Source organism: Solidesulfovibrio fructosivorans JJ], from assembly GCF_000179555.1.
GTDB classification, from domain to species: domain Bacteria; phylum Desulfobacterota; class Desulfovibrionia; order Desulfovibrionales; family Desulfovibrionaceae; genus Solidesulfovibrio; species Solidesulfovibrio fructosivorans.
Map to the genome: position 1 here is coordinate 175,857 of NZ_AECZ01000005.1, position 18,826 is coordinate 194,682.

Genomic DNA, 18,826 nt, shown 5'->3' on the forward strand with positions numbered 1-18,826 from the left:
GGCCCCCCTTCAAAGGGGGAAGAGAGGGAATGCCCATGCCGCCGGTCACCTATTGCACCAACATCCACCCCGGCGAAACCCTCGAGGAAGTCCGGCGGGGGCTTATGCGGCATGCCGTCAGGGTCAAGGCCAGGCTGTCGCCGGACGCGCCGTTTCCGGTGGGGCTGCGCCTGTCCGGTCCGGCCAGCCGCGAACTGGAAGCGGCCGACGCCGCCCGGCGCTTCGGGGATTTTCTGGCCGAGGCCGGGCTTTGCGTCACCACCGTTAACGGCTTTCCCTACGGCCGCTTTCATCATACCCCGGTCAAGGAAGCGGTCTATCTGCCCGATTGGCGCGATCCCGAGCGCGCCGCCTACACCCTGCGGCTGGCCCGCGCCCTGGCCGGCTGGCTGCCCGAGGGCGGCCGGGGCTCCATCTCCACCGTGCCGGTGGGATTCCGGCGGGGATTTCCCGAAAGCGACATGCCGACGGCGCTGGCCGTCCTGCGCCGCGCCTTGGAAGCCTTGGCCGCGCTACGCTCGGAAACCGGGAAGACCATCCGGCTGGCGGTCGAGGCCGAACCGGGCTGCCTGGTCGAGACCACGCCGGAGATGGTGGCGCTTTTTGAGCGCCTCGACCCGGACGGGGCGTTTCGGGACTTTCTCACGGTCTGCTACGACTGCTGCCACCAGGCCCTCCAGTACGAGGACCCGGCCGCGTCCCTTGCGGCCTACGAAGCGGCGGGCATTGCCGTGGGGCACGTGCAGGTGTCCTCGGCGCTGCATCTGGAGGGCGGCGCGCTCTCAAGTCTTTCCCGCTTCGTGGAGCCGGTCTATCTGCACCAGGCCGTGGCCCGGCTCGGCGACGGAAGCCTCCGCCGCTTCGACGACCTTCCCGAGGCCCTGGCCGCCCGGCCCGACGACGTGGATTCCTGGCGGGTGCATTTCCATGTGCCGGTTTTCGTGGCCGAGCTGCCGGAGTGCGTCACCACGCGGGACTTTCTGTCCGGCATCTTGCCGCGTTTCGCCCCGGATGCGCCCATGGAGGTGGAGACCTACACCTGGAGCGTGCTGCCCGAGGAACTCAGGATGCCGGATGTGGTCGACTCCATCTGTCGGGAGATCGGTTGGGTGGAAGCGGCCCGGTCGGGCGCGGCGGAAGGCTGATATATGCCCACACCGCGCGCCGCGCCTGTTGGGGGGAGAGGGCGCGGCGCACGATGGGGCGAGGAGGGGAACCGCGTCGTTATCCGGTCTGTCCGTCCGAGTCGGCGTGTCCGCCGAAAGTCCGGCGCGCCATCGCGCCAAGCCCCATGATGAGCTTGAAGAAGACCGGGATGAAAAAGGGCGCCAGGAGGGTCGCCCCGAGCATGCCGCCGATGACGCCCGTGCCGATGGCATGCCGGCTGTTGGCCCCGGCCCCGGTGGAGATGGCCAGGGGCAGACAGCCGAGGATGAAGGCCAGGGAGGTCATGATGATGGGCCGGAAACGCAGCTTGGCCGCGCTCAGGGCCGCTTCGGTCAGGTCCTTGCCGGCTTTGACCTCGAGCACGGCGAATTCCACGATCAGGATGGCGTTTTTGGCCGCGAGGCCAATGAGCGTCACCAGCGCGATCTGGAAGTAGATGTCGTTGGAAAGCCCCCGTCCGAACACGGCCGCGATGGCGCCGAAAAGCGCGAACGGCACGGCCATGATGACGGCGAAGGGCAGCGTCCAGCGTTCGTACTGGGCGGCCAGGATCAGGATGACCATGACGATGCCCATGCCGAAGACCATCATGGACGAGCCCTGGGCTGCTTTTTCCTGATAGGCCGAGCCGGTCCAGGCCAGGGTGTAGTCCGCCGGCAGCACCTTGGCCGCCGCCTTTTCCATGGCGGCCAGGGCCTCGCTCGAGGTGTGGCCGTCGGAAGGCTGGCCCATGATCTTGGCCGCCGGGAAGACGTTGAAGCGTTCCATGACCTCGGGGCCGGTGGATTTCTCGATGGTGGCCAGCGCGGTCAGCGGGATCATCTCGCCCGAGCTCGAGCGCACGTAGACCTCGCGCAGGTCTTCCGGCCGGTCGCGGTATTTCGCCTCGGACTGGAGCTGGACCCGGAAGGTGCGGCCGAACTTGTTGAAGTCGTTGACGTAGTAGGCCCCGAAAGTGGCCTGCATGGCGTCGTAGACGTCGCTTATGGCCACGCCCAGCGCCTTGGCCTTCTGGCGGTCGAGGTCCACCCGCAGCTGGGGCACGTTGGCCCCGAAGGTGGTGGCCACGCGCCCGAGCGCCGGGTCCTTCCTGGCTACGGCCACGAGCTTGTCGGTCATGGCGGCCAGATCCTGGGCGTTGCCCTCGCCGCGATTTTGCAGGTAGGCCTCGAAGCCTCCGGTGTTGGACATGCCGGTGATCGCCGGCGGGTTGAAGGCCAGGGTCATGCTTTTGGGCAGGGCCATGCCGCGCCCGAAGATGCGCTTGACGAAGGCGAACGAGCTTTCGTCCGCTTTCTTGCGCTCGTCCCAGGGCTTGAGCGGAATGAACAGGGTGCCGTAGTTGGAGCGGTAGGTGGAGCTCAAAAGATCGAGGCCGGTGATCGTGATCTGGTGCGCCACCACGGGGTCCTTGGCGTTCATGGCGTCCATGGCGTCGTCGATTTTCTCGGTGGCCCGAAGCGACGTGCCGTCCGGCAGGATGTTGAGCCCGATGACGTAGCCCTGGTCCTCATCCGGGACCAGACCGCCCGGCACGACCTTGAAAAGCGACAAGGCCCCGACGCACAGGACCGCGAAGAGCACCAGGGCCATGACCACATGGTGCAGCAGGAAGGACACGCCGGCGGCGTAGCCGCTCGTCACCTTGTCGAAGAGGCGGTTGAAGGCCCGGAAGATCCGGTTGGGTTCCTGATGCCCGGGTTTTAGCAGCGAGGCGCAAAGGGCCGGGGTGAGCGTCAGGGCCACGAGACCCGAGATGACCACCGACACGGCGATGGTGATGGCGAACTGCTTGTACATCTGGCCGGTAAGCCCTCCGAGGAAGGCGACCGGCACGAACACGGCGCAAAGGACCAGCACGATGGCCACGACCGGTCCGGTCACCTCCTCCATGGCCTTGGCCGTGGCTTGCCTCGGCGGAAGCTTTTCCGTGCTCATGATGCGCTCGACGTTTTCGAGCACCACGATGGCGTCGTCGACCACGATGCCGATGGCCAGCACCATGCCAAAAAGCGTCAGCGTGTTGATGGTGAATCCGAGGGCGTACATGCCGGCGAAGGTGCCGATGATGGAGACCGGCACGGCCAGGCAGGGAATGAGCGTGGCCCGGAAGTTCTGCAAGAAGATGAACACCACGAAAAAGACCAGGATCATGGCCTCGACCAGGGTGTGGATGACCTCCTCGATGGACACGCGCACGAAGGTGGTGGTGTCCAGCGGCACCTTGTAGCTGATGCCGTCCGGAAAGCGCTTGGACAGTTCGGCCAGCTTGGCCGTGACCAGGTCGGCCGTATTGAGGGCGTTTGCGCCCGGGGACAGGTAGACGCCGATGTTGACCGCCGGATTGCCGGAGATCTTGGCAACGGCCGTGTAATCCTTGGCCCCCAGTTCCACCCGGGCCACGTCCTTTAAGCGCAGGACCGAGCCGTCGGGCTGGGCCTTGAGGATGATGTTGCCGAATTCCTCCGGGGTGAGCAGCCGGCCCTTGGTGGTGACCATGTAGTTGATGGCCACCGGTTTTTCGGATTCGGTCGGTTCCGCGCCGATGCGGCCGGCGGCGAACTGGGCGTTTTGTTCCTTGATGGCGGCGGCCACGTCGGCCGGCGTGAGCCCCAGCTGGGCCAGCTTGTCCGGCTGCAGCCAGACGCGCATGGAATAGTCCTTGGCCCCGAAGATGGAGGCGTCGCCCACGCCCGGCAGGCGTTTGAGCTCGTCGAGGACGTTCACCAGCACGTAGTTGCTGAGGTAGACGGCATCGTACCGCTTGGTCGGGGATTCGAAGGAGATGACCTGGAGGATGTTGGACGATCTTTTGCGCACGGTCACGCCCTGGCGCTGCACTTCGGCGGGCAGGGTGGTCAGGGCGGCCTGGACGCGGTTGTTCACGTTGATGGTGTTCTGGTCGGGATCGGTGCCCACGGCAAAGGTGACGGCCATGGACAGCGAGCCGTCGCCGGAGCTGGTCGAGCGCATGTAGAGCATGTTGTCCACGCCGTTGATCTGCTGTTCGAGCGGCGCGGCCACGGTGGCGGCGATGACCTCGGGGCTGGCCCCGGGGTAGGAGGTCGAGACGTTGACCTCCGGCGGAATGATGTCCGGATATTGGGCGATGGGCAGGTTTTTGATGGCCGCCAGTCCCGCCAGCACGATGACCAGCGAGATGACGATGGAAAAAACCGGGCGCCCCAGGAAAAACCGTGAGATCATGAACGGGGCTCCTTGGTCGTCTGGGAAGCGTCGGCCTTGTCGGTGGACGCGTGGGCGGCGGGCTTGCCCGATCCCTCGGCCTGCTTGGTCGCCTCGTCCCGGCGCACGCGCACGACCATGCCGGGGCGCACCTTGATGATGCCCTCGGCCACGATGCGGTCGCCGTTGATCAGGCCCTTTTCCACCAGGTAGTCGTTGCCGACGGACTGGCCGAGCACGATGGGCCGGGGCGAGACCTTGTTGGAGGCGTCCAGGACCCAGACCATGGCCCCTTGCTGGGTGTTGAGCACCGCGCCCTGGGGCACGGCCAGGGCGTCCTTGTAGTGCGCGCCTTCCAGGCGCACCCGCACGAACTGGCCGGGCAGCACGGCGCCGTCGGGATTCTTGAACTCGGCCCGGACCTTGACCACGCCCGTGGTGGAGTCGACCTGGGTGTCGGTGAAGTTGATGCGGCCGGGCTCCTTGTAGACGCTGCCGTCGGGCAGGACCAGGCGCACGACGTAATCGCCGCCCGCGCCGATGACCACCTTGCCCGCGGCCAGGTCCTTGCGCAGGCGCAACATCTCGGGCCCGGACATGGAGAAGTTGACGTAGAGCGGATCGACGCGGTTGATGGTGGTCAACAGACTGCTGTCGCTGGTGGTGCTGATGAGGCTGCCTTCGGACTTGGTCTCCTTGCTGGTGAGCCCGGAGATGGGGGCCGTGACCTTGGTCCATTCGAGGTTCAGCGACGCTTCGCGCACCTTGCCCCGGGCCGCTTCCACGGCGGCCTTGGCCGAGTCCAGGGTGGTCCTGGCGTCGTCGTAGTCCTTCTTGGCCACGACATCGTCCTTGTAGAGCGTTTCCATACGCTTGGCGTCGCGCTCGGCCTGGGTCAGGGTGGCCTCGGTCTGGCCGAGCGCCCCCTTGGCCTGCTCCAGGGCGGCCTGGTAGGGGGCGGGGTCGATCTCGAACATCAGGTCGCCCTGGCGCACGGGGTGCCCCTCTTCATAGTTGCGGCGCAGCAGAATGCCGCCCACCCGGGCCCGGACCTGGACCTCGCGCGAACCCGCGGTCTGGCCCATGTAGGCCATATGCAGGGGAATATCGGCGCGCTTGACGGTATAGGCCACGATTTCCGGGGGCGGCGGGGCCTGGGTGGACGTCTCCTGTCCGGAGCTGTCCGTGGCGCAGCCGGAAAGGCCGGCGCCAAGGGCGCACAACACGCCCAGGATGAGCCAGCGAAGAGCGGTTTGCGGGATATTATACGCGGTCATGGAATCCTCCGGTGCGCGCGCCGGGCACAGTTCACCTGGGCGGGGCGCTCTTTGGTTGTTCGATGACGGTTACTGCAGGGGCTGGCCGGCCGCTTCACCGCCCGCCAGAAGCGGCATCCAGGCCGCGGCGAAGTGGTCGGCGGCCTGGGCGGTGAAATGGTATCCATCGTTGCGGTCGAACCAGGGAACGATAAGGTCGGTATTGGGACCCGGGTAAATTCCGCGCTCCGGGTCGATCACGGCCGTTTGGGCGGCGGTGATGGCCGGGCAGGATTTGTAGCAGCCGGGATTGCGCGTATTGCCGCAGACCGGGTCCAGGAACAGCGAGGCGCGCGAGACGAAAATGCCGGGCTTGGGGCCGACCAGCCGCCGCGTGTCGCTGAGAACCGTCTTGAGAACGGCCTGGTATTCCTGGCGCGTCAGCCCCAGGGCGCAGTCGGCTTCGCCCTGGTGGAAAAAGACATGGGTCGGCGCAAGGCCGTGGGCGCGCATGTCCTTGACGGTGCTTTCGAGCAGGGCATGCAGGTTGCCCTTGGGGCCCCAGTTGAGGATGGAGGAACCGCCCCGGGCGATGTCCACGTAGAGCACCGTGTCGTACAGGCCGCTGGTCACGATGCGGTCGCCGAGGCGGGCCCAGGCGCTGCCCTTGGAACCGGTGGCCCCGGCGATGGCGTCGCGAACCTTGCGGCACACCCCCGCCTGGTAGGCGTAGACGGCCTGGGTCGCGCCGTAGCCGGGGTCGACGGTGTTCGAGGCGTTGGACTGGCCGAAGACCAGGGCAACCATGCCCCGAGGTCCGGTCAGTTCGCGACAGTCGATGCGGGGGGCGTCGGCCGGAGCCTTGTAGACGGCCAGTTCGCCCCGGGCGTCTCCCTGGGCGTTGATGACGGGCATGCGGTCGCCGTACTTGGCGTATACCGCGTCCACGACCGCCTGGTCGCCGGAAGCGGAAGCCAGACCGGACACAAGCAGAACCAGGGCGGCCAGGCCGATGACACATGCGGCGCGGCGGTCCCGTATCCGAGTAAACAGGCGTTCACTTAAATGCGAAAAAAAACTAGACCCGAACAGCATTGGTGAAAAGCTCCCAATTGGCGATGATCTGGCGCGGCATATCCACATCCTGGACATCGCGCGCGCAGATAAGGGCGGGCATGGCGATCAATCCGAGAAAATGCACGAAGAGTTCTTCCGGGCGGATGTCGCTGCGGATCTGCCTTTGCGCCTGCCCTTGTTTGAGGATTTCGAGAAAGCGTTCGCGCACTATCTTGTGGTGCCGGAGCTTGAGCTCGCTCAGGCGCGGTTCCTCGAACCACAGGACATCCGAAAGGAAGATCACCGGCAAGGCGCGGTATTTGACCACCATCTTCATCATGGTTTTGTAGATCAGCTCCAGGACCTCCATGGGAGTCGTTCCCTGGGCCTCGGCCTGGCGCAGGTTGGCGAGGGCCATTTCGTGGTGCTCTTCGAGCACGGCGGCGAGGATGTCCCCCTTGTTCTTGTAGTGGCGGTACAGGGCGGCGGCGGAGATGCCCACCGCCTCGGCCACCCGGCGGACGGTAACCGCGCCGAGCCCTTGCTCGACCACGATCGTCAGCGCGGCCTCGGCGATCTGTTCCCGCCGCAGGGGTGATTCCATACGTTCAGCCATGGGGTAATGGTTAACACCTGTTTACGTCATGTCAAGCGGGATTATTCTTCCTGATCCGGCGCGGCGCGGCGAATGGGCCGGAAAGGCGGTGAAAAAAACTCCGCCGCCGGCTTCGAAGCCGACGGCGGTTTGAAGCCGCGCGGGAGCGCTAGAATGTGTAGAGAAAACCCAGGGAGCCCATCCAGGCGTCCTGGGCCTGGTTGGTGAAGCGGTGCCCCCAGATGCTGGTTTTGAGTCCCTGGGGCGAGGCGAAGCCGGTCTGCGCGACCAGGCTCAGCTGCTCGGTGATGGCGTAGCTGCTGTCCAGATTGACGCCGATGAGCCATTCACCCTGGGCCAGATCGCGGCCCATGGTGACGTACTGGCCGACGCCGCCGCTGACGAGGACCGCCTTGCGCAGGCCGGCCGGGCTGTTCGTGCCGGCGACGGTGGCCACGGTCAGCCGGCTGGTGAGCTTTTCGATGAAGCTTACATCGCGCAGGGAAACGGCCAGACCCCAGGTGCCGGTCGGGTCCACGCCGATGGAGTTGTTGGCGAATTCCTGGTCGTTGTCGAAGAGAAAGGATGTGCCGGGCCCCCATTTCGGGGTGATGACGGGCAGGCGCTCGCTGCCGTTACCAAGGCTCGAATCCTCGCCGCTGGCCACCCAGCCGAAGATTCCGGGCACCATCCAGTCGAAGCCCGAATAGGTGACCCCGGCGTCGAAGAACCAGCCCCGGCGGCGGTTGCGTTCGCGGTCGGACGGAGCGGCGTCGCCGTAGACGCCGTCGAAATAGAATTTGACGGGATCGGCGGCGTCCACGGTCAGGGCCAAGCCGGCCCACCACATGGCGTTCTGGTTGTCCTTGTAGGGATAGCCGGTGGCGGACAGGTAGCTGCCGGCCGAGCGCAGGCCGGCGGCGAAGAGGTCGTCGGGGTCGGAACCCTTGCCGTACACGCCGACGAGGCCCCAGGGCGTGGCCGAAAAACCGTCCACGGTCACGGGCAGGGCGAGGTGGTAGATGTCGAAGGCGTCGCCGATTTGCGTGGTGGTGTCCTGGTAGGTCCGGTTGGCGGCCAGCAGCCGGCCGTAGGCGGCCTGGACCGAGAAGTTCTCGTTGACGGGGATGTTCACGTGAAGGGCGGCGCTGGCCTGGTCGCCGTCGTCGGCGGCCAGCACGATGCTGTCGTAGAAGGCCTCGGTATGGGGCATGGACAGGGGCTGGTAGCCGGCCGTGATCTCGATGCCCGTGCCGGGCCATTTGAACTGGAGGTAGGCCAGGTAGGGTTCGATGGCGACTTCGGGGTTGGCGGCGGTCAGGTAGCCATGGCCCCATGCCTCGTCGTCGACGCGCATGCCGAAGCGGAATTTGAGGTTTTCATTGGCCACGAAATCGGTGCGCAGCCGCAACCGCTGCCAGAAGGTGGTCCGGTCCTCGGTCTGGGTGCCGGTTTCGTCCCAGCCGGTGAAATTGCGGTTGGCGAAAAAGACGCCGTACACGCGGGCGTCGCCGGCCATGCGGACTTCGGTCGCGGCCAGGACCGACTGGGCGGCGGCGAGAAGAAGCGCCAGGGTGAGAATGAGATGTTTGGGTCGCATGCTTTCTGCTCCATAAACATGGTTTGTTGCGGAAATAAAGAACGGTACGAGAATGAGTTTTTATGCGATCAGTTCTCTCCTTCCTCCGGTTACAAGGTGCGGGCGAGTTGATAGACGGCCACGGCCACGCCGAAGGCGAGGGCCGTATTGGCGAATACGGCGAATACTCCCCACTTCCAGGCCGTTTCCCGGGCCATGACCGTCACGGTGGCGAAACAAGGGGCATAGAGGATGGTGAAGGCGACAAGGGCCAGGGCGACGGCCGGCGAGAAGGTCGGATCGGCGGCCAGACGGGCGGAAAGCGCCCCGGTGTCCTCGGGATCGGCCGAGCCCAGATCGTAGGCCGTGCCCAGGGTGGAGACCACGACCTCCTTGGCCGCCAGTCCCCCGAAAAGGGCGATGTTGACGCGCCAGTCGAATCCGGCCAGGCGGCTGACCTTTTCCAGGGCCAGGCCGAGTTTTCCGGCCAGGGAGGCGCGCAGGGCCTCCTCGGCCTCGAAATTTTCGCTGTCGGCAAGCCGCGCCGCCAAGGCGGCGCGCTCCGTTTCCCTGGCCGATCCGGCGGGCAGGGCGGCCATTTGCCCGTGAATCGCGGCGCGGCCTTCCTCATAGGCGGCCAGCTGGTCCGCCGGCAGGCCGGGGAAGGTCATGGCGGCCCACATGACCACGGAGATGGCCAGGATCACGGTGCCGGCCTTTTTGACGTACTGCCAGGCCCGTTCGCCGGTGTGGATGCAAAGGCCGCGCAATGTGGGCAGGCGGTAGGGCGGCAGTTCCATGAGAAAGGGCGTGCCCGGCCCGGGGACGACCGTGGTCCGCCAGAGCTTGGCCACAAGCAGGGCGGCGGTCCAGGAGGCCAAGGTGATGGCGAACATGACCATGCCGGGATGCTCGGGAAAAAAGGCGGCGATCAAAAGGAGATAGACCGGAATTTTCGCGCCGCAGGCCATGAACGGGGCGCTTAAAATGGTGGCCAGCCGTTCCCGGGGACTGCGCAGGGTCCGGGCGGCCATGACCCCGGGCACGGCGCAACCGCCGGGGATGCCGCCGGAGATGATAAACGGCATGACCGAGGCTCCGTGCAGGCCGAAGGCGCGAAAAACCCGGTCGAGCATGTAGGCCATGCGCGCGGTGTAGCCGAGGTCCTCCAGGCAGGAGAGCAGAAAGAACATGACGCAGATGAGCGGCACGAATCCGAGCACGCCGCCGACCCCGGCGATGACGCCGGAAACGACCAGGGATTGCAGCATCCCCGGCGGCAAAGCCCCGGCCGCCATCCGGCCAAGGCTGTCAAATCCGCTTTCGAGCCAGCCCATGGGGGCGCTGCTCAAGGCGAAGGTGATCTGGAACATGCCGAAAAGCACGGCCAGCATGATGACCGGCCCGGCTATGGTGTGGGTGAGCACCCTGTCCAGCGCGTCGGAGAGGGCGAGGCGGTCCGGGCCTTCCGTGCGGCGCACCACGCCGTGTTGCAAAAGCGAGGCGATAAAGCCGTAGCGGTAGTCCGAAATGACCGCGTCCAGGTGACTACCGGCCTGGCGCAAACGTATGGCCAGGGCGCTTGCGCCCCGCTCCAGGAAGACGGCCGTTTCGCCGCCGTGCCGGCGGCCGGCGGCCATGACCTCTTCGTCGCCTTCCAGATACTTGAGCGCCAGCCAGCGGGCCGGAAAGCGGTCGGTCAGAAACCGGTCCGCCTCAATGCGGGCCTGCATGGCCAAAAGGGCCCGGTCCACGTCGGGGCCGTAGGAGATTTCCAGTGGCCGCCAGCCGCCCCGCCTGGACAGGGCATAGGCGACGGCCTCGCGCATGAGGTCGTCAGCGCCTTCGCCGCGCCGGGCCACGGTTTCCACCACCGGCCGACCGAGCAGTTTTGCCAAAAGCCCCGTGTCGATGATCATGCCACGTTGCCGGACCTCGTCCATCATGTTGAGCGCCAACACCACGGGCGCGCCGAGTTCGAGCAGCTGTACCGTGAGGTAGAGCCCCCGAGAGAGCGTGGCGGCGTCGAGGACGTCGATGACGCAACTCGGCTTTTCGCCCACCAGAAAGGCGCGGGCGGCCCGTTCGTCGTCGGCGTAGGCCGTCAGCGAATACATGCCGGGCAGGTCGACCAGGGTCAGGTCGCGCCCTGCGACGCGCAGCCTGCTTTCTCGCTTTTCCACGGTTACGCCGGGATAATTGCCCACATGCTGGCGCGCACCGGTCAGGGCGTTAAAGAGGGTTGTCTTGCCGCAATTGGGGTTGCCGGCCAGGGCGAAGGTGAGGGGCGGGGACATGGTGGCTCTACAGATTTGAATTGCGATTTTTATTTTCAATAAAAGCAAGGTCGATTTCGGTTTCGGGCGCGCAGCCGTCGGCAAAGCCGGTGGCATTGCCCCCGGCCGCCTTGACCACGTAAAGGGCCGCGTCGCAACGGGCGGTCAGGGAGGGAAGCAAAAGCGGCGCGTCGCGGTCCGGGGCGAGCCGGGCGATGCCGATGCTGGCCGTGGCCCCGTAGGGCGTCGCGGCGGCGAATCGAGCCCGGATACGCTCGGCCACGCGGTGGGCGGCCGCGGCCGGAAGCCTGGTCAGGATAACGGCGAATTCGTCGCCGCCCAGGCGAAACGGCAGGTCGAGGCCCTCGCGGGTGGATTCGCGCAGGGTCGCGCCCATGGCGGCCAGGACCGTGTCCCCGGCCGGATGGCCGTAGGTGTCGTTAACGGTCTTGAACCGGTCGCAGTCGATCAAAAGCAGCCACAGTTCGTAACCGGCGCCGGCCGCCTCCTCGAGCAGGGGCGGGAGGGTCTCGTCGTAGTGGCGGCGGTTGCAGATGCCGGTCAGGGCGTCCGTGCAGGAAAGATCGGCGAAGTGGCGTTCGCGGCGCTGCGCCTCCTCGAGCAAAGTCTTCAGCCACGTCTCGCGGGTTTCCACGCCGTGGGCCAGCCAGTTGAGGTCGCGCATGAGGCGCAGGATCTCGTGCTCGTCGTTTCGTTCGGGCGGCAGGGTCAGACGGCGGTGGTATTCGCCGCGACGCAGGGTGGCGCAGAAGGCGTTGAGCGTGGCGATTTCGCCTAGGGCCACGAACCGGGCGACCAGCCGGGCCAGGGGCAGGACCATGACCAGGGCCACGGCCAGCCACAGGCCGAGCATGCGGCTGACCGAGTCCACATAGCCTTTTTCCACCAGGAAAAGGACCAGCGCCGGAGGCAGGGCCAGCAGGACGAGGAGGGCTACGCGCATACGGGCCCTGACGCCAAGCAGGCTCCCAGGAGAGAGTTGCGCGGCGCGGGGCGGGGAGGGAGCATCCACCCCGGCCCGGGCATGGGGGGATGCCGTGGCGGTATCGGAAGTCATGGCCGTACGCCCGGCCGCTCCGGGCCACACATGCCCGGAAAGAGCGGACGATCCTTTTCGCGAAGGCTTCGGCACAGCTGGCGCACGACATCCTGGGCGGCGAGGAACGCCGCCACCACATCGGGATCGAACTGGGCGCCCCGGCAGCGCAGGAGTTCCGCCCGGGCCGCCTCGAAGGTCATGGCCGGGCGGTAGGGCCGGCTTTGCAGCATGGCCGACAGGCTGTCGGCCACGGCGATGATGCGCGCGCCGATGGGGATGGCCCGGCCGGCAAGGCCCAGCGGATAGCCGCCGCCGTCGAAACGTTCGTGATGGGCGGCCACCATCTCCACCACGCCGAGTCCGGACAGGCAGGACAGCGGGGCCAGAATCTCGGCCCCGATGGCGGGATGGGCGCGCATGCGGTCCCACTCGGCCTCGGTCAGGCGGCCGGGCTTGCACAACACCGCGTCCGGCACGCCGATCTTGCCGATGTCGTGCAAATGGCCGGCCACATGGACGATGTCGGCCTCGGGCGAGGACAGGCCCAGGCTTCGGGCCAGGACCCTGGCCACCTCGGCCACTTCCTCGGAGTGGGCCAGGGTGTGCGGGTCCTTGGCGTCGATGGCCCGGCCGAGGGAGGCGGCCAGCTCGTGGACGGCGGCCATGACCGTTTCCCGCCGGGATGCGGATTCAGGCGACTGGAGGTCGGGCAGGGTGGGATCGTCGAAAAAGGGCGGCTTGAACATCGGGTGCTTCACGGTACGTCTTGGCTGTGGTTGCATAATGTCCCGGATGGGCTGGGATTTGTCTTATTCCTCATGATAATGGTTGTCAATATCAAAAAAAGGAAAAAGCTTTAGGAAGGGGAGAGCGCGAGAGGGGAGAACCCTTTTCAAAGGGTTTCCCCTCTCGCATCTCTTTCCCTCATAGATAAAAAACCGCCGCCGGGCGGACCCGACGGCGGCTGGGAGGGGGGCAGGCAATGATCGACTAATAGGCTTCGTCGTAATCCAGGTCTTCCTGGGTCACGGGGTGACGGAACAGGTGCATGGCCCAGACCTGGTAGATGATGACGATGGGCACGAAGACCAGGGCCACGCCGAGCATGATGGAAAGCGTCAGCGGCGTGGACGAGGAGTTTTCGATGGTCAGCGACCAGGCCGGGTTGAGGCTCGAGGGCAGCAGGGCCGGGAAGATGCCGAACACGCCGAAGAGGGCCGCTCCGCCGATCAAAAGCGCAGAGCCGACCCAGGAGGCCAGCGGGCGTGCCTCGCGGCGGTACTTGTAGGTCAAAAGCAGCCCGGCCACCGGCACGAGGAGCAGGATGAAAAGCGCCGGATGGAGGAGGTAGTTGTTGAAAAGCGGCGTCATGAACCAGGACATGACGAGGAACAGCACCACCAGCGCGGCCACCACCGGCCAGAGCTTGCCGGCGGTACGGAGCGCGCGCTCGCGGACTTCGCCTTCGGACTTCTGGGCCAGCCACAGCGCGCCGTGGTGGGCGAAGAGGAAGACGAACAGCAGCCCACCGGCCAGGCCGTAGGGGTTGAGCAGGGTGAAGAGGTTGCCCTGCAGGATGCCGTCCTGGTCGAGGGGGATGCCCATGAAGATGTTGGCGAAGGCCACGCCAAGGAGCAAGGCCGGCAGGAAGCTGCCCAGGAAGTTGCAGACGTCCCAGAGCTTACGCCAGCCGGCGCTGTCCACCTTGGAGCGGAATTCCAGGGTGACGCCGCGCAGGATCAGCGAGAACAGCAGCAGCATCAGCGGCGTATAGAGGCTGGAAAACATGATGGCGTAGGTTTTCGGGAAAGCGGCGAAGGTCACGCCGCCGGCCGTGATGAGCCAGACTTCGTTGCCGTCCCAGAAGGGACCCATGGCGTTGTACATGATACGGGTTTCCGTATCGTTTTTGGAGAAGAAGGGACGGATGATGCCGATGCCGAAATCGTAGCCGTCCAGGACGAAATAAACCGCCCAGAGCACTCCCCAAAGGATGAACCAGATTGTTCCGAGATCCATGGCCATTCTCCTTGCTGTCAAACCGGCCGGGCCGGGTTCGGGCTTTCTTGCGTCTTACGGTTCCCGTGTCGCCACTGTGCCTTAGGCCGGTTGCTTGCGGGCGTACTTGGCCAGAAGGAAGATGTCGATGACCGCAAGCAGGATGTAGACCACGAAGAAGGCGACCAGGCTGATGGCGACCTGGGAGGTGGCCAGGGGAGAAACGGCGTCCTTGGTGCGCATGAGGCCATAGACGATCCAGGGCTGGCGTCCGACCTCGGCCACGGCCCAACCGGCTTGCAGGGCGAGGTAGGGGACGGGGATGCACCAGACGAAGAGCTTGAGCAGCTTGGTCGAGCTTTCCGCCGGCTGATGGCGGGCGATAAAGGCCAGGATGGCCACGATGATCATCAGCGTGCCGAGCCCCACCATGAGGCGGAAGGCGGTGAAGGTCAGGGTGACGGGGGGGCGGTCCTGCTTGGGGAAGTCTTTCAAGCCCTTGACCACGGCCGAGGGGTTGTTGAAGGCCATGATGCTTAAGATGCTCGGGATCTTGCCGAACTGGACGCTGTTGCCCTCGTTCTCGGGATCGGGAACCTGGACGAGGTACATGGGGGCGTTGGCCTGGGTTTCCCAGTGGGATTCCATGGCCGCGAGCTTGGCCGGCTGGGCTTCGGCCACGATGTTGCCCTGCCGGTGGCCGACCAGGGCCACGGCCAGGGCGAAGATCAGGGCGAAGGCCGCGCCGATGCGGAAGGACTTGGTGAAAAAGTCGACGTTTTGCTTGCGCAGCAGGTGCCAGGCCGACACGCCCACTACAAAGAAGCCGCCCAGGGCCCAGGCGCCGGTGACGGTGTGGAAAAATTCGTTCCAGGCGTAGCCGTTGGTGACGACGTCGGTGAAGCTGGCCAGTTCGGCCCGGCCGTTCTGGATCACGTAGCCGACAGGGTGCTGCATGAAGCCGTTGGCCAAAATGATCCACAGGGCCGACAGGTTGGCGGCGAAGGCCACGATCCAGATGCAGGTGGCGTGGAACTTGGGCGAGAGCTTTTTCCAGCCGAAGACCCAGACAGCGATGAAGGTGGATTCCAGAAAAAAGGCCGCCGTGGCCTCGATGGCCAGAAGCGAGCCGAAGATGTCGCCGACGTATGTCGAATAGCGCGACCAGTTGGTGCCGAATTGAAATTCCAGGGTGATGCCCGTGACCACGCCCAGGGCGAAGTTGATCAGGAACAGCCGGCCCCAGAATTTGGCCATTTTCTTGTACGTTTCGTCGCCCGTGCGCACGTACTTCGTTTCCATGACCGCCACGATGAACGAGAGTCCGAGCGTGAGCGGCACGAAGATGAAGTGGATGAATGTGGCAAAGGCGAACTGCAACCGGGAAAGCAATAACACGTCCATGATCGGTCTCCTTTTCCTCCGTCTGATCAAAAAATCCCTTGTTGCATTCTCCCCGGCGGCCGCGCCAGGTTGTCCCGGGCCTTTTTGCCGGCCCTTCAAGGCCTTGGCCCGTACCTAGCACCCCGTCAGAGAAAATGCACCAACCCCACGACGATTTTTTACCCGCCTGCGTCTATTTGCGACGGCCGCGTCGGCCGTTTGGCGCATGCCTGCTCCTCCTCCCGGGCCAGCGCGGCCAGGGTCGTGCCGGCCAGCGTTTCGCGCAGTTGCCGGCGAGCCGTTTCCCACACCCGGTGCACCGAGCAGATGGTCTGCCGGGTGCAGGTGTCGGGACGGTGGATGCAGTCGTTTAAAAAGATTTCCCCGTCGATGGCCTCGACCACCGAGAGCAGCGACACCGCTTCCGGGGCCTTGGCCATCTCGTAGCCGCCCTGGGCTCCCTGGCGGATGGCGATGATGCCGGCCCGGGACAGGCTCTGGGCGACCTTGCCTAAAAATTGGGCCGGGATCTCCATGGCTTCGGCGATTTCCTTGCGGGAAATGAGCGTCCGATCCTGGTGCATGGCCAGGTACAGGACGCATCGGATGGCGTATTCGCCGGCTCGGGTCAGGCGCATGGACGACCTCAATATGGATTAATAGGACTTGATTGATCCTATATATGAGCCGGCTGGGGCTGTCAACGCATTTCCCGCCGCAACGTACGGTTTTTTAAGGTCTTGAGGCGGCGGCGACCAGCTCCGGGGCGTGGCGGTCGAGGAGACGCCGGGCGATGCTTGTGCGCGGGGGCAGACCCGGCGGCGGGGAGGCGGGCGAAAACCATTGCGCGGTCTCCAGTTCCGTCTTGTCCACCACGAGTTCGCCCCCGGCGTATTCTGCTACGAACCCGGCCATGATCTGGCTGGGGAAGGGCCAGTTCTGGCTGCCCACGTAGCGCAGGTCGCGGATGGTCAGCCCCGTTTCCTCCAGGACTTCGCGCACCACGCATTCCTCCAAGGATTCGGCGAATTCCACGAACCCGGCCACCATGCCGTACTGGTCGGCCGGCCAGTCGGGCTTGCGCACGAGCAGCACCTCGTCGCCGCGCCGGATGAGCACGATCACGGCCGGGTGGATGCGCGGGTAATATTCCCGGGCGCAGACCGTGCAGCGCGCGCCGAAACTGCCGGTGATCTCCGTGGGCGCGCCGCCGCAGGCCGGACAGATGCGGCTGCGGTCGCGCCAGTGGAGCACCTGCCGGGCCAGGCCGGACAGGGTGAGCTGGGCTTCGGTGAGGGCCTCCCCGCGATAGCCGGCCGCTACCGGGACGAAAGGTTCGGGAATGGCCGCCTCGGGCTCGAGCCGGACCGCGCGCAGGGGCTTCCCCTGCCAGGTGCCGACATAGACCGGGGAGACGGCGTGGGGGCCGGGCAGCGGCTCCAGGCCGAAGGGAAGCTCCAGCGCGCCGGAAGCCGGCCGCATGACCATCTCGTTGCCCCGAAGCGCCAGCCAAAAGCCGGGGGTCCCCGGGACGTCGCGGTCCGGTGTGCCGAAGATGAAGTCGTTTTCGATGACGTCGCGATTGTAGGCGAGCAGGGTCATTTCCGGATAGGGCATGGCGGCCTCGGCGGGTTGGAGTGCAACGGGCTGACGCCCGTCTGGACAGGTTACGCGGAGAGAAGCCTTTTGGCCAGGAAGGGGGGCGGGGATTTCCGGGGGAGGGGCTTTTTGAAAAAAGCCCCTCCCCCGGACCCCCTCCCGCAAAAACTTTTTATGGGGTATGGGGGAGTTGCCGATTGCTCCGTTGTTGCGGGCGCGCAAGACAAGGGACGTATTTCAAGAAACGACGCGATAGGGCGGGGAGGTAGTGCGATGCGTGATTGCCGTGCCGACGCCGAAGCCATTTTCCGGGCCGGACTGGGCCGGGTGGACCCGCTTGCCATGATGGAGCGCGTGCTGTCGCAAAATGGCGACATCCTGCGCGTGCACACCGAAACCGAGTGTCACGAATACGACCTCTCCCGCTTCAGGAACATCTATGTCCTGGGCGCGGGCAAGGCCTCGGCGCGCATGGCGCTGGGGCTCGAAAAGCTGCTCGGGGAACGCATCGCCGGCGGGGTGGTGGCGGTCAAGGAAGGCTACCTGGAAAAGCTTTCCCGGGTTCGCCTCATGGAGGCGGCCCATCCGGTGCCGGACGCCCGGGGCGTGGCCGCCGCCGCCGAGGTCCTGGCCATGGCCCGGGCGGCCGGGCCGGACGATCTGGTCATCGTGCTCGTGTCCGGCGGCGGCTCGGCCATTTTGGCCGCGCCCTTGTCCTTGCCCGCCCGGCGTCTGACGCTTGCCGACAAGCAGGAAACCACCAGGGTGCTGCTCTCCTGCGGCGCGACCATCCAGGAGATCAACTGCGTGCGCAAGAAGCTGTCGGCGGTCAAGGGCGGCCGGCTGGCGGCGGCCGCCGCCCCGGCCTCCTGTCTGGGGTTGCTGCTTTCCGACGTGGTGGGGGACGACCTGGACGTCATCGCCAGCGGCCCCACCGTGCCCGATCCCACCACCGCCGCCGACGCCCTGGCCGTGCTGGACCGTTACGGCGTGGCCGGCAAGATCGCGCCCGAGGCTTTGGCCGTGCTGCTCGACGTGGCCGCAGGCCGGGCCCCGGAAACGCCAAAGCCCGGCGATCCGGCCTTCGTCCACACCCGCACCGTGCTGGTGGGCACCAATTTCCAGGCGCTGCTCGCCTCACGGGACAAGGCCAAGGAGCTTGGCTACGAAACGGTGGTCCTGACCTCGCACCTGACCGGCGAGGCCCGGGAGATGGCCCATCTGTTTTTGGGCATGGCCAAGGACATCGCCGAGTACGGCGTGCCGCTTACGCGCCCGGCCTGCGTCATCGCCGGGGGCGAGACCACCGTGACGCTTCGCGGCACCGGCAAGGGCGGGCGCAACCAGGAGATGGCCCTGGCCTTTCTGGCCGATTTGGCCCGGGACGCCAAAAACGCCGAGGAAGCGGTGTTCCTGGCCGCTTCCACCGACGGTTCCGACGGCCCGACCGACGCCACCGGCGCGTTCGCCTCCCTGGGCATCCTGCGCCGGGGCCAGGGGCTCGGCCTGGACGCGGCCCGGTATCTGGCCGAAAACGACGCCTATCACTATTTCGAAGCCGTGGATGCGTTGCTCGTCACCGGCCCCACCAACACCAACGTCTGTGACATCAAGGTGCTGCTTTCGCCATAGCGAAAGAACCGGGGGGGAGCCCTTTCTGTAGAAAGGGTT

Annotated in this window: 14 protein-coding genes; 2 read left to right on the plus strand and 12 right to left on the minus strand. The window is 66.0% G+C overall.

Annotated features, from left to right (window positions below; all coding sequences use genetic code 11):
- The first annotated feature begins 29 nt into the window (after window positions 1-29).
- On the plus strand, window positions 30-1,145 hold the full coding sequence (gene eboE / locus DESFRDRAFT_RS05325) for a metabolite traffic protein EboE (RefSeq protein WP_233489561.1): 1,116 nt from the start codon (window positions 30-32) through the stop codon (window positions 1,143-1,145).
- 79 nt (window positions 1,146-1,224) lie between these two features.
- Here the strand turns inward: eboE and DESFRDRAFT_RS05330 are convergent, their stop codons facing one another.
- The 12 genes from DESFRDRAFT_RS05330 to nudC form a co-directional block, all read right to left on the minus strand.
- Window positions 1,225-4,374 (minus strand): efflux RND transporter permease subunit, encoded by a 3,150-nt coding sequence (locus DESFRDRAFT_RS05330; protein WP_005991884.1) that lies wholly within the window; start codon window positions 4,372-4,374, stop codon window positions 1,225-1,227.
- Window positions 4,371-5,630, minus strand: coding sequence for an efflux RND transporter periplasmic adaptor subunit (locus DESFRDRAFT_RS05335; RefSeq protein WP_005991885.1), 1,260 nt, complete (start codon window positions 5,628-5,630; stop codon window positions 4,371-4,373). The genes DESFRDRAFT_RS05330 and DESFRDRAFT_RS05335 overlap by 4 nt, the downstream gene beginning before the upstream one ends.
- A 69-nt stretch (window positions 5,631-5,699) precedes the next feature.
- A complete protein-coding gene (locus tag DESFRDRAFT_RS05340) occupies window positions 5,700-6,704 on the minus strand; it encodes a sialate O-acetylesterase (RefSeq protein WP_005991886.1) in 1,005 nt (334 codons plus the stop codon).
- Window positions 6,688-7,281: a TetR/AcrR family transcriptional regulator gene (locus DESFRDRAFT_RS05345; protein ID WP_005991887.1), complete on the minus strand. Its 594-nt coding sequence runs from the start codon at window positions 7,279-7,281 to the stop codon at window positions 6,688-6,690. The genes DESFRDRAFT_RS05340 and DESFRDRAFT_RS05345 overlap by 17 nt, the downstream gene beginning before the upstream one ends.
- A 148-nt stretch (window positions 7,282-7,429) precedes the next feature.
- Complete coding sequence (locus DESFRDRAFT_RS05350) at window positions 7,430-8,860, minus strand: outer membrane homotrimeric porin (RefSeq protein WP_005991888.1); 1,431 nt, start codon at window positions 8,858-8,860, stop codon at window positions 7,430-7,432.
- A gap of 89 nt (window positions 8,861-8,949) precedes the next feature.
- The gene (gene feoB, locus DESFRDRAFT_RS05355; RefSeq protein WP_005991889.1) at window positions 8,950-11,136 is read right to left on the minus strand and encodes a ferrous iron transport protein B; all 2,187 of its coding nucleotides are present in this window, start codon (window positions 11,134-11,136) and stop codon (window positions 8,950-8,952) included.
- A 7-nt stretch (window positions 11,137-11,143) separates the two neighbouring features.
- Entirely contained in the window at window positions 11,144-12,193 is a 1,050-nt protein-coding gene (locus DESFRDRAFT_RS05360; RefSeq protein WP_005991890.1) for a GGDEF domain-containing protein, read from the minus strand.
- Complete coding sequence (locus DESFRDRAFT_RS05365) at window positions 12,190-12,921, minus strand: HD-GYP domain-containing protein (protein ID WP_005991892.1); 732 nt, start codon at window positions 12,919-12,921, stop codon at window positions 12,190-12,192. Before DESFRDRAFT_RS05365 ends, DESFRDRAFT_RS05360 begins: the two co-directional genes overlap by 4 nt.
- Before the next feature lie 244 nt (window positions 12,922-13,165).
- Window positions 13,166-14,194 carry a cytochrome d ubiquinol oxidase subunit II gene (gene cydB, locus DESFRDRAFT_RS05370; protein ID WP_005991894.1) on the minus strand — a complete coding sequence of 343 codons (1,029 nt, stop codon included), beginning with the start codon at window positions 14,192-14,194 and terminating at the stop codon, window positions 13,166-13,168.
- 81 nt (window positions 14,195-14,275) lie between these two features.
- Complete coding sequence (locus DESFRDRAFT_RS05375) at window positions 14,276-15,577, minus strand: cytochrome ubiquinol oxidase subunit I (protein WP_005991895.1); 1,302 nt, start codon at window positions 15,575-15,577, stop codon at window positions 14,276-14,278.
- A gap of 158 nt (window positions 15,578-15,735) precedes the next feature.
- Window positions 15,736-16,194 (minus strand): RrF2 family transcriptional regulator, encoded by a 459-nt coding sequence (locus DESFRDRAFT_RS05380; RefSeq protein WP_005991896.1) that lies wholly within the window; start codon window positions 16,192-16,194, stop codon window positions 15,736-15,738.
- Between the two features lie 94 nt (window positions 16,195-16,288).
- Window positions 16,289-17,173 (minus strand): NAD(+) diphosphatase, encoded by an 885-nt coding sequence (nudC, locus tag DESFRDRAFT_RS05385; protein WP_005991897.1) that lies wholly within the window; start codon window positions 17,171-17,173, stop codon window positions 16,289-16,291.
- A 255-nt stretch (window positions 17,174-17,428) separates the two neighbouring features.
- Here nudC and DESFRDRAFT_RS05390 point away from each other — a divergent pair, with 255 nt between their 5' ends.
- Window positions 17,429-18,787, plus strand: a complete 1,359-nt coding sequence (locus tag DESFRDRAFT_RS05390) for a glycerate kinase type-2 family protein (RefSeq protein ID WP_005991898.1) — start codon at window positions 17,429-17,431, stop codon at window positions 18,785-18,787.
- The last annotated feature ends 39 nt before the right edge of the window (window positions 18,788-18,826 follow it).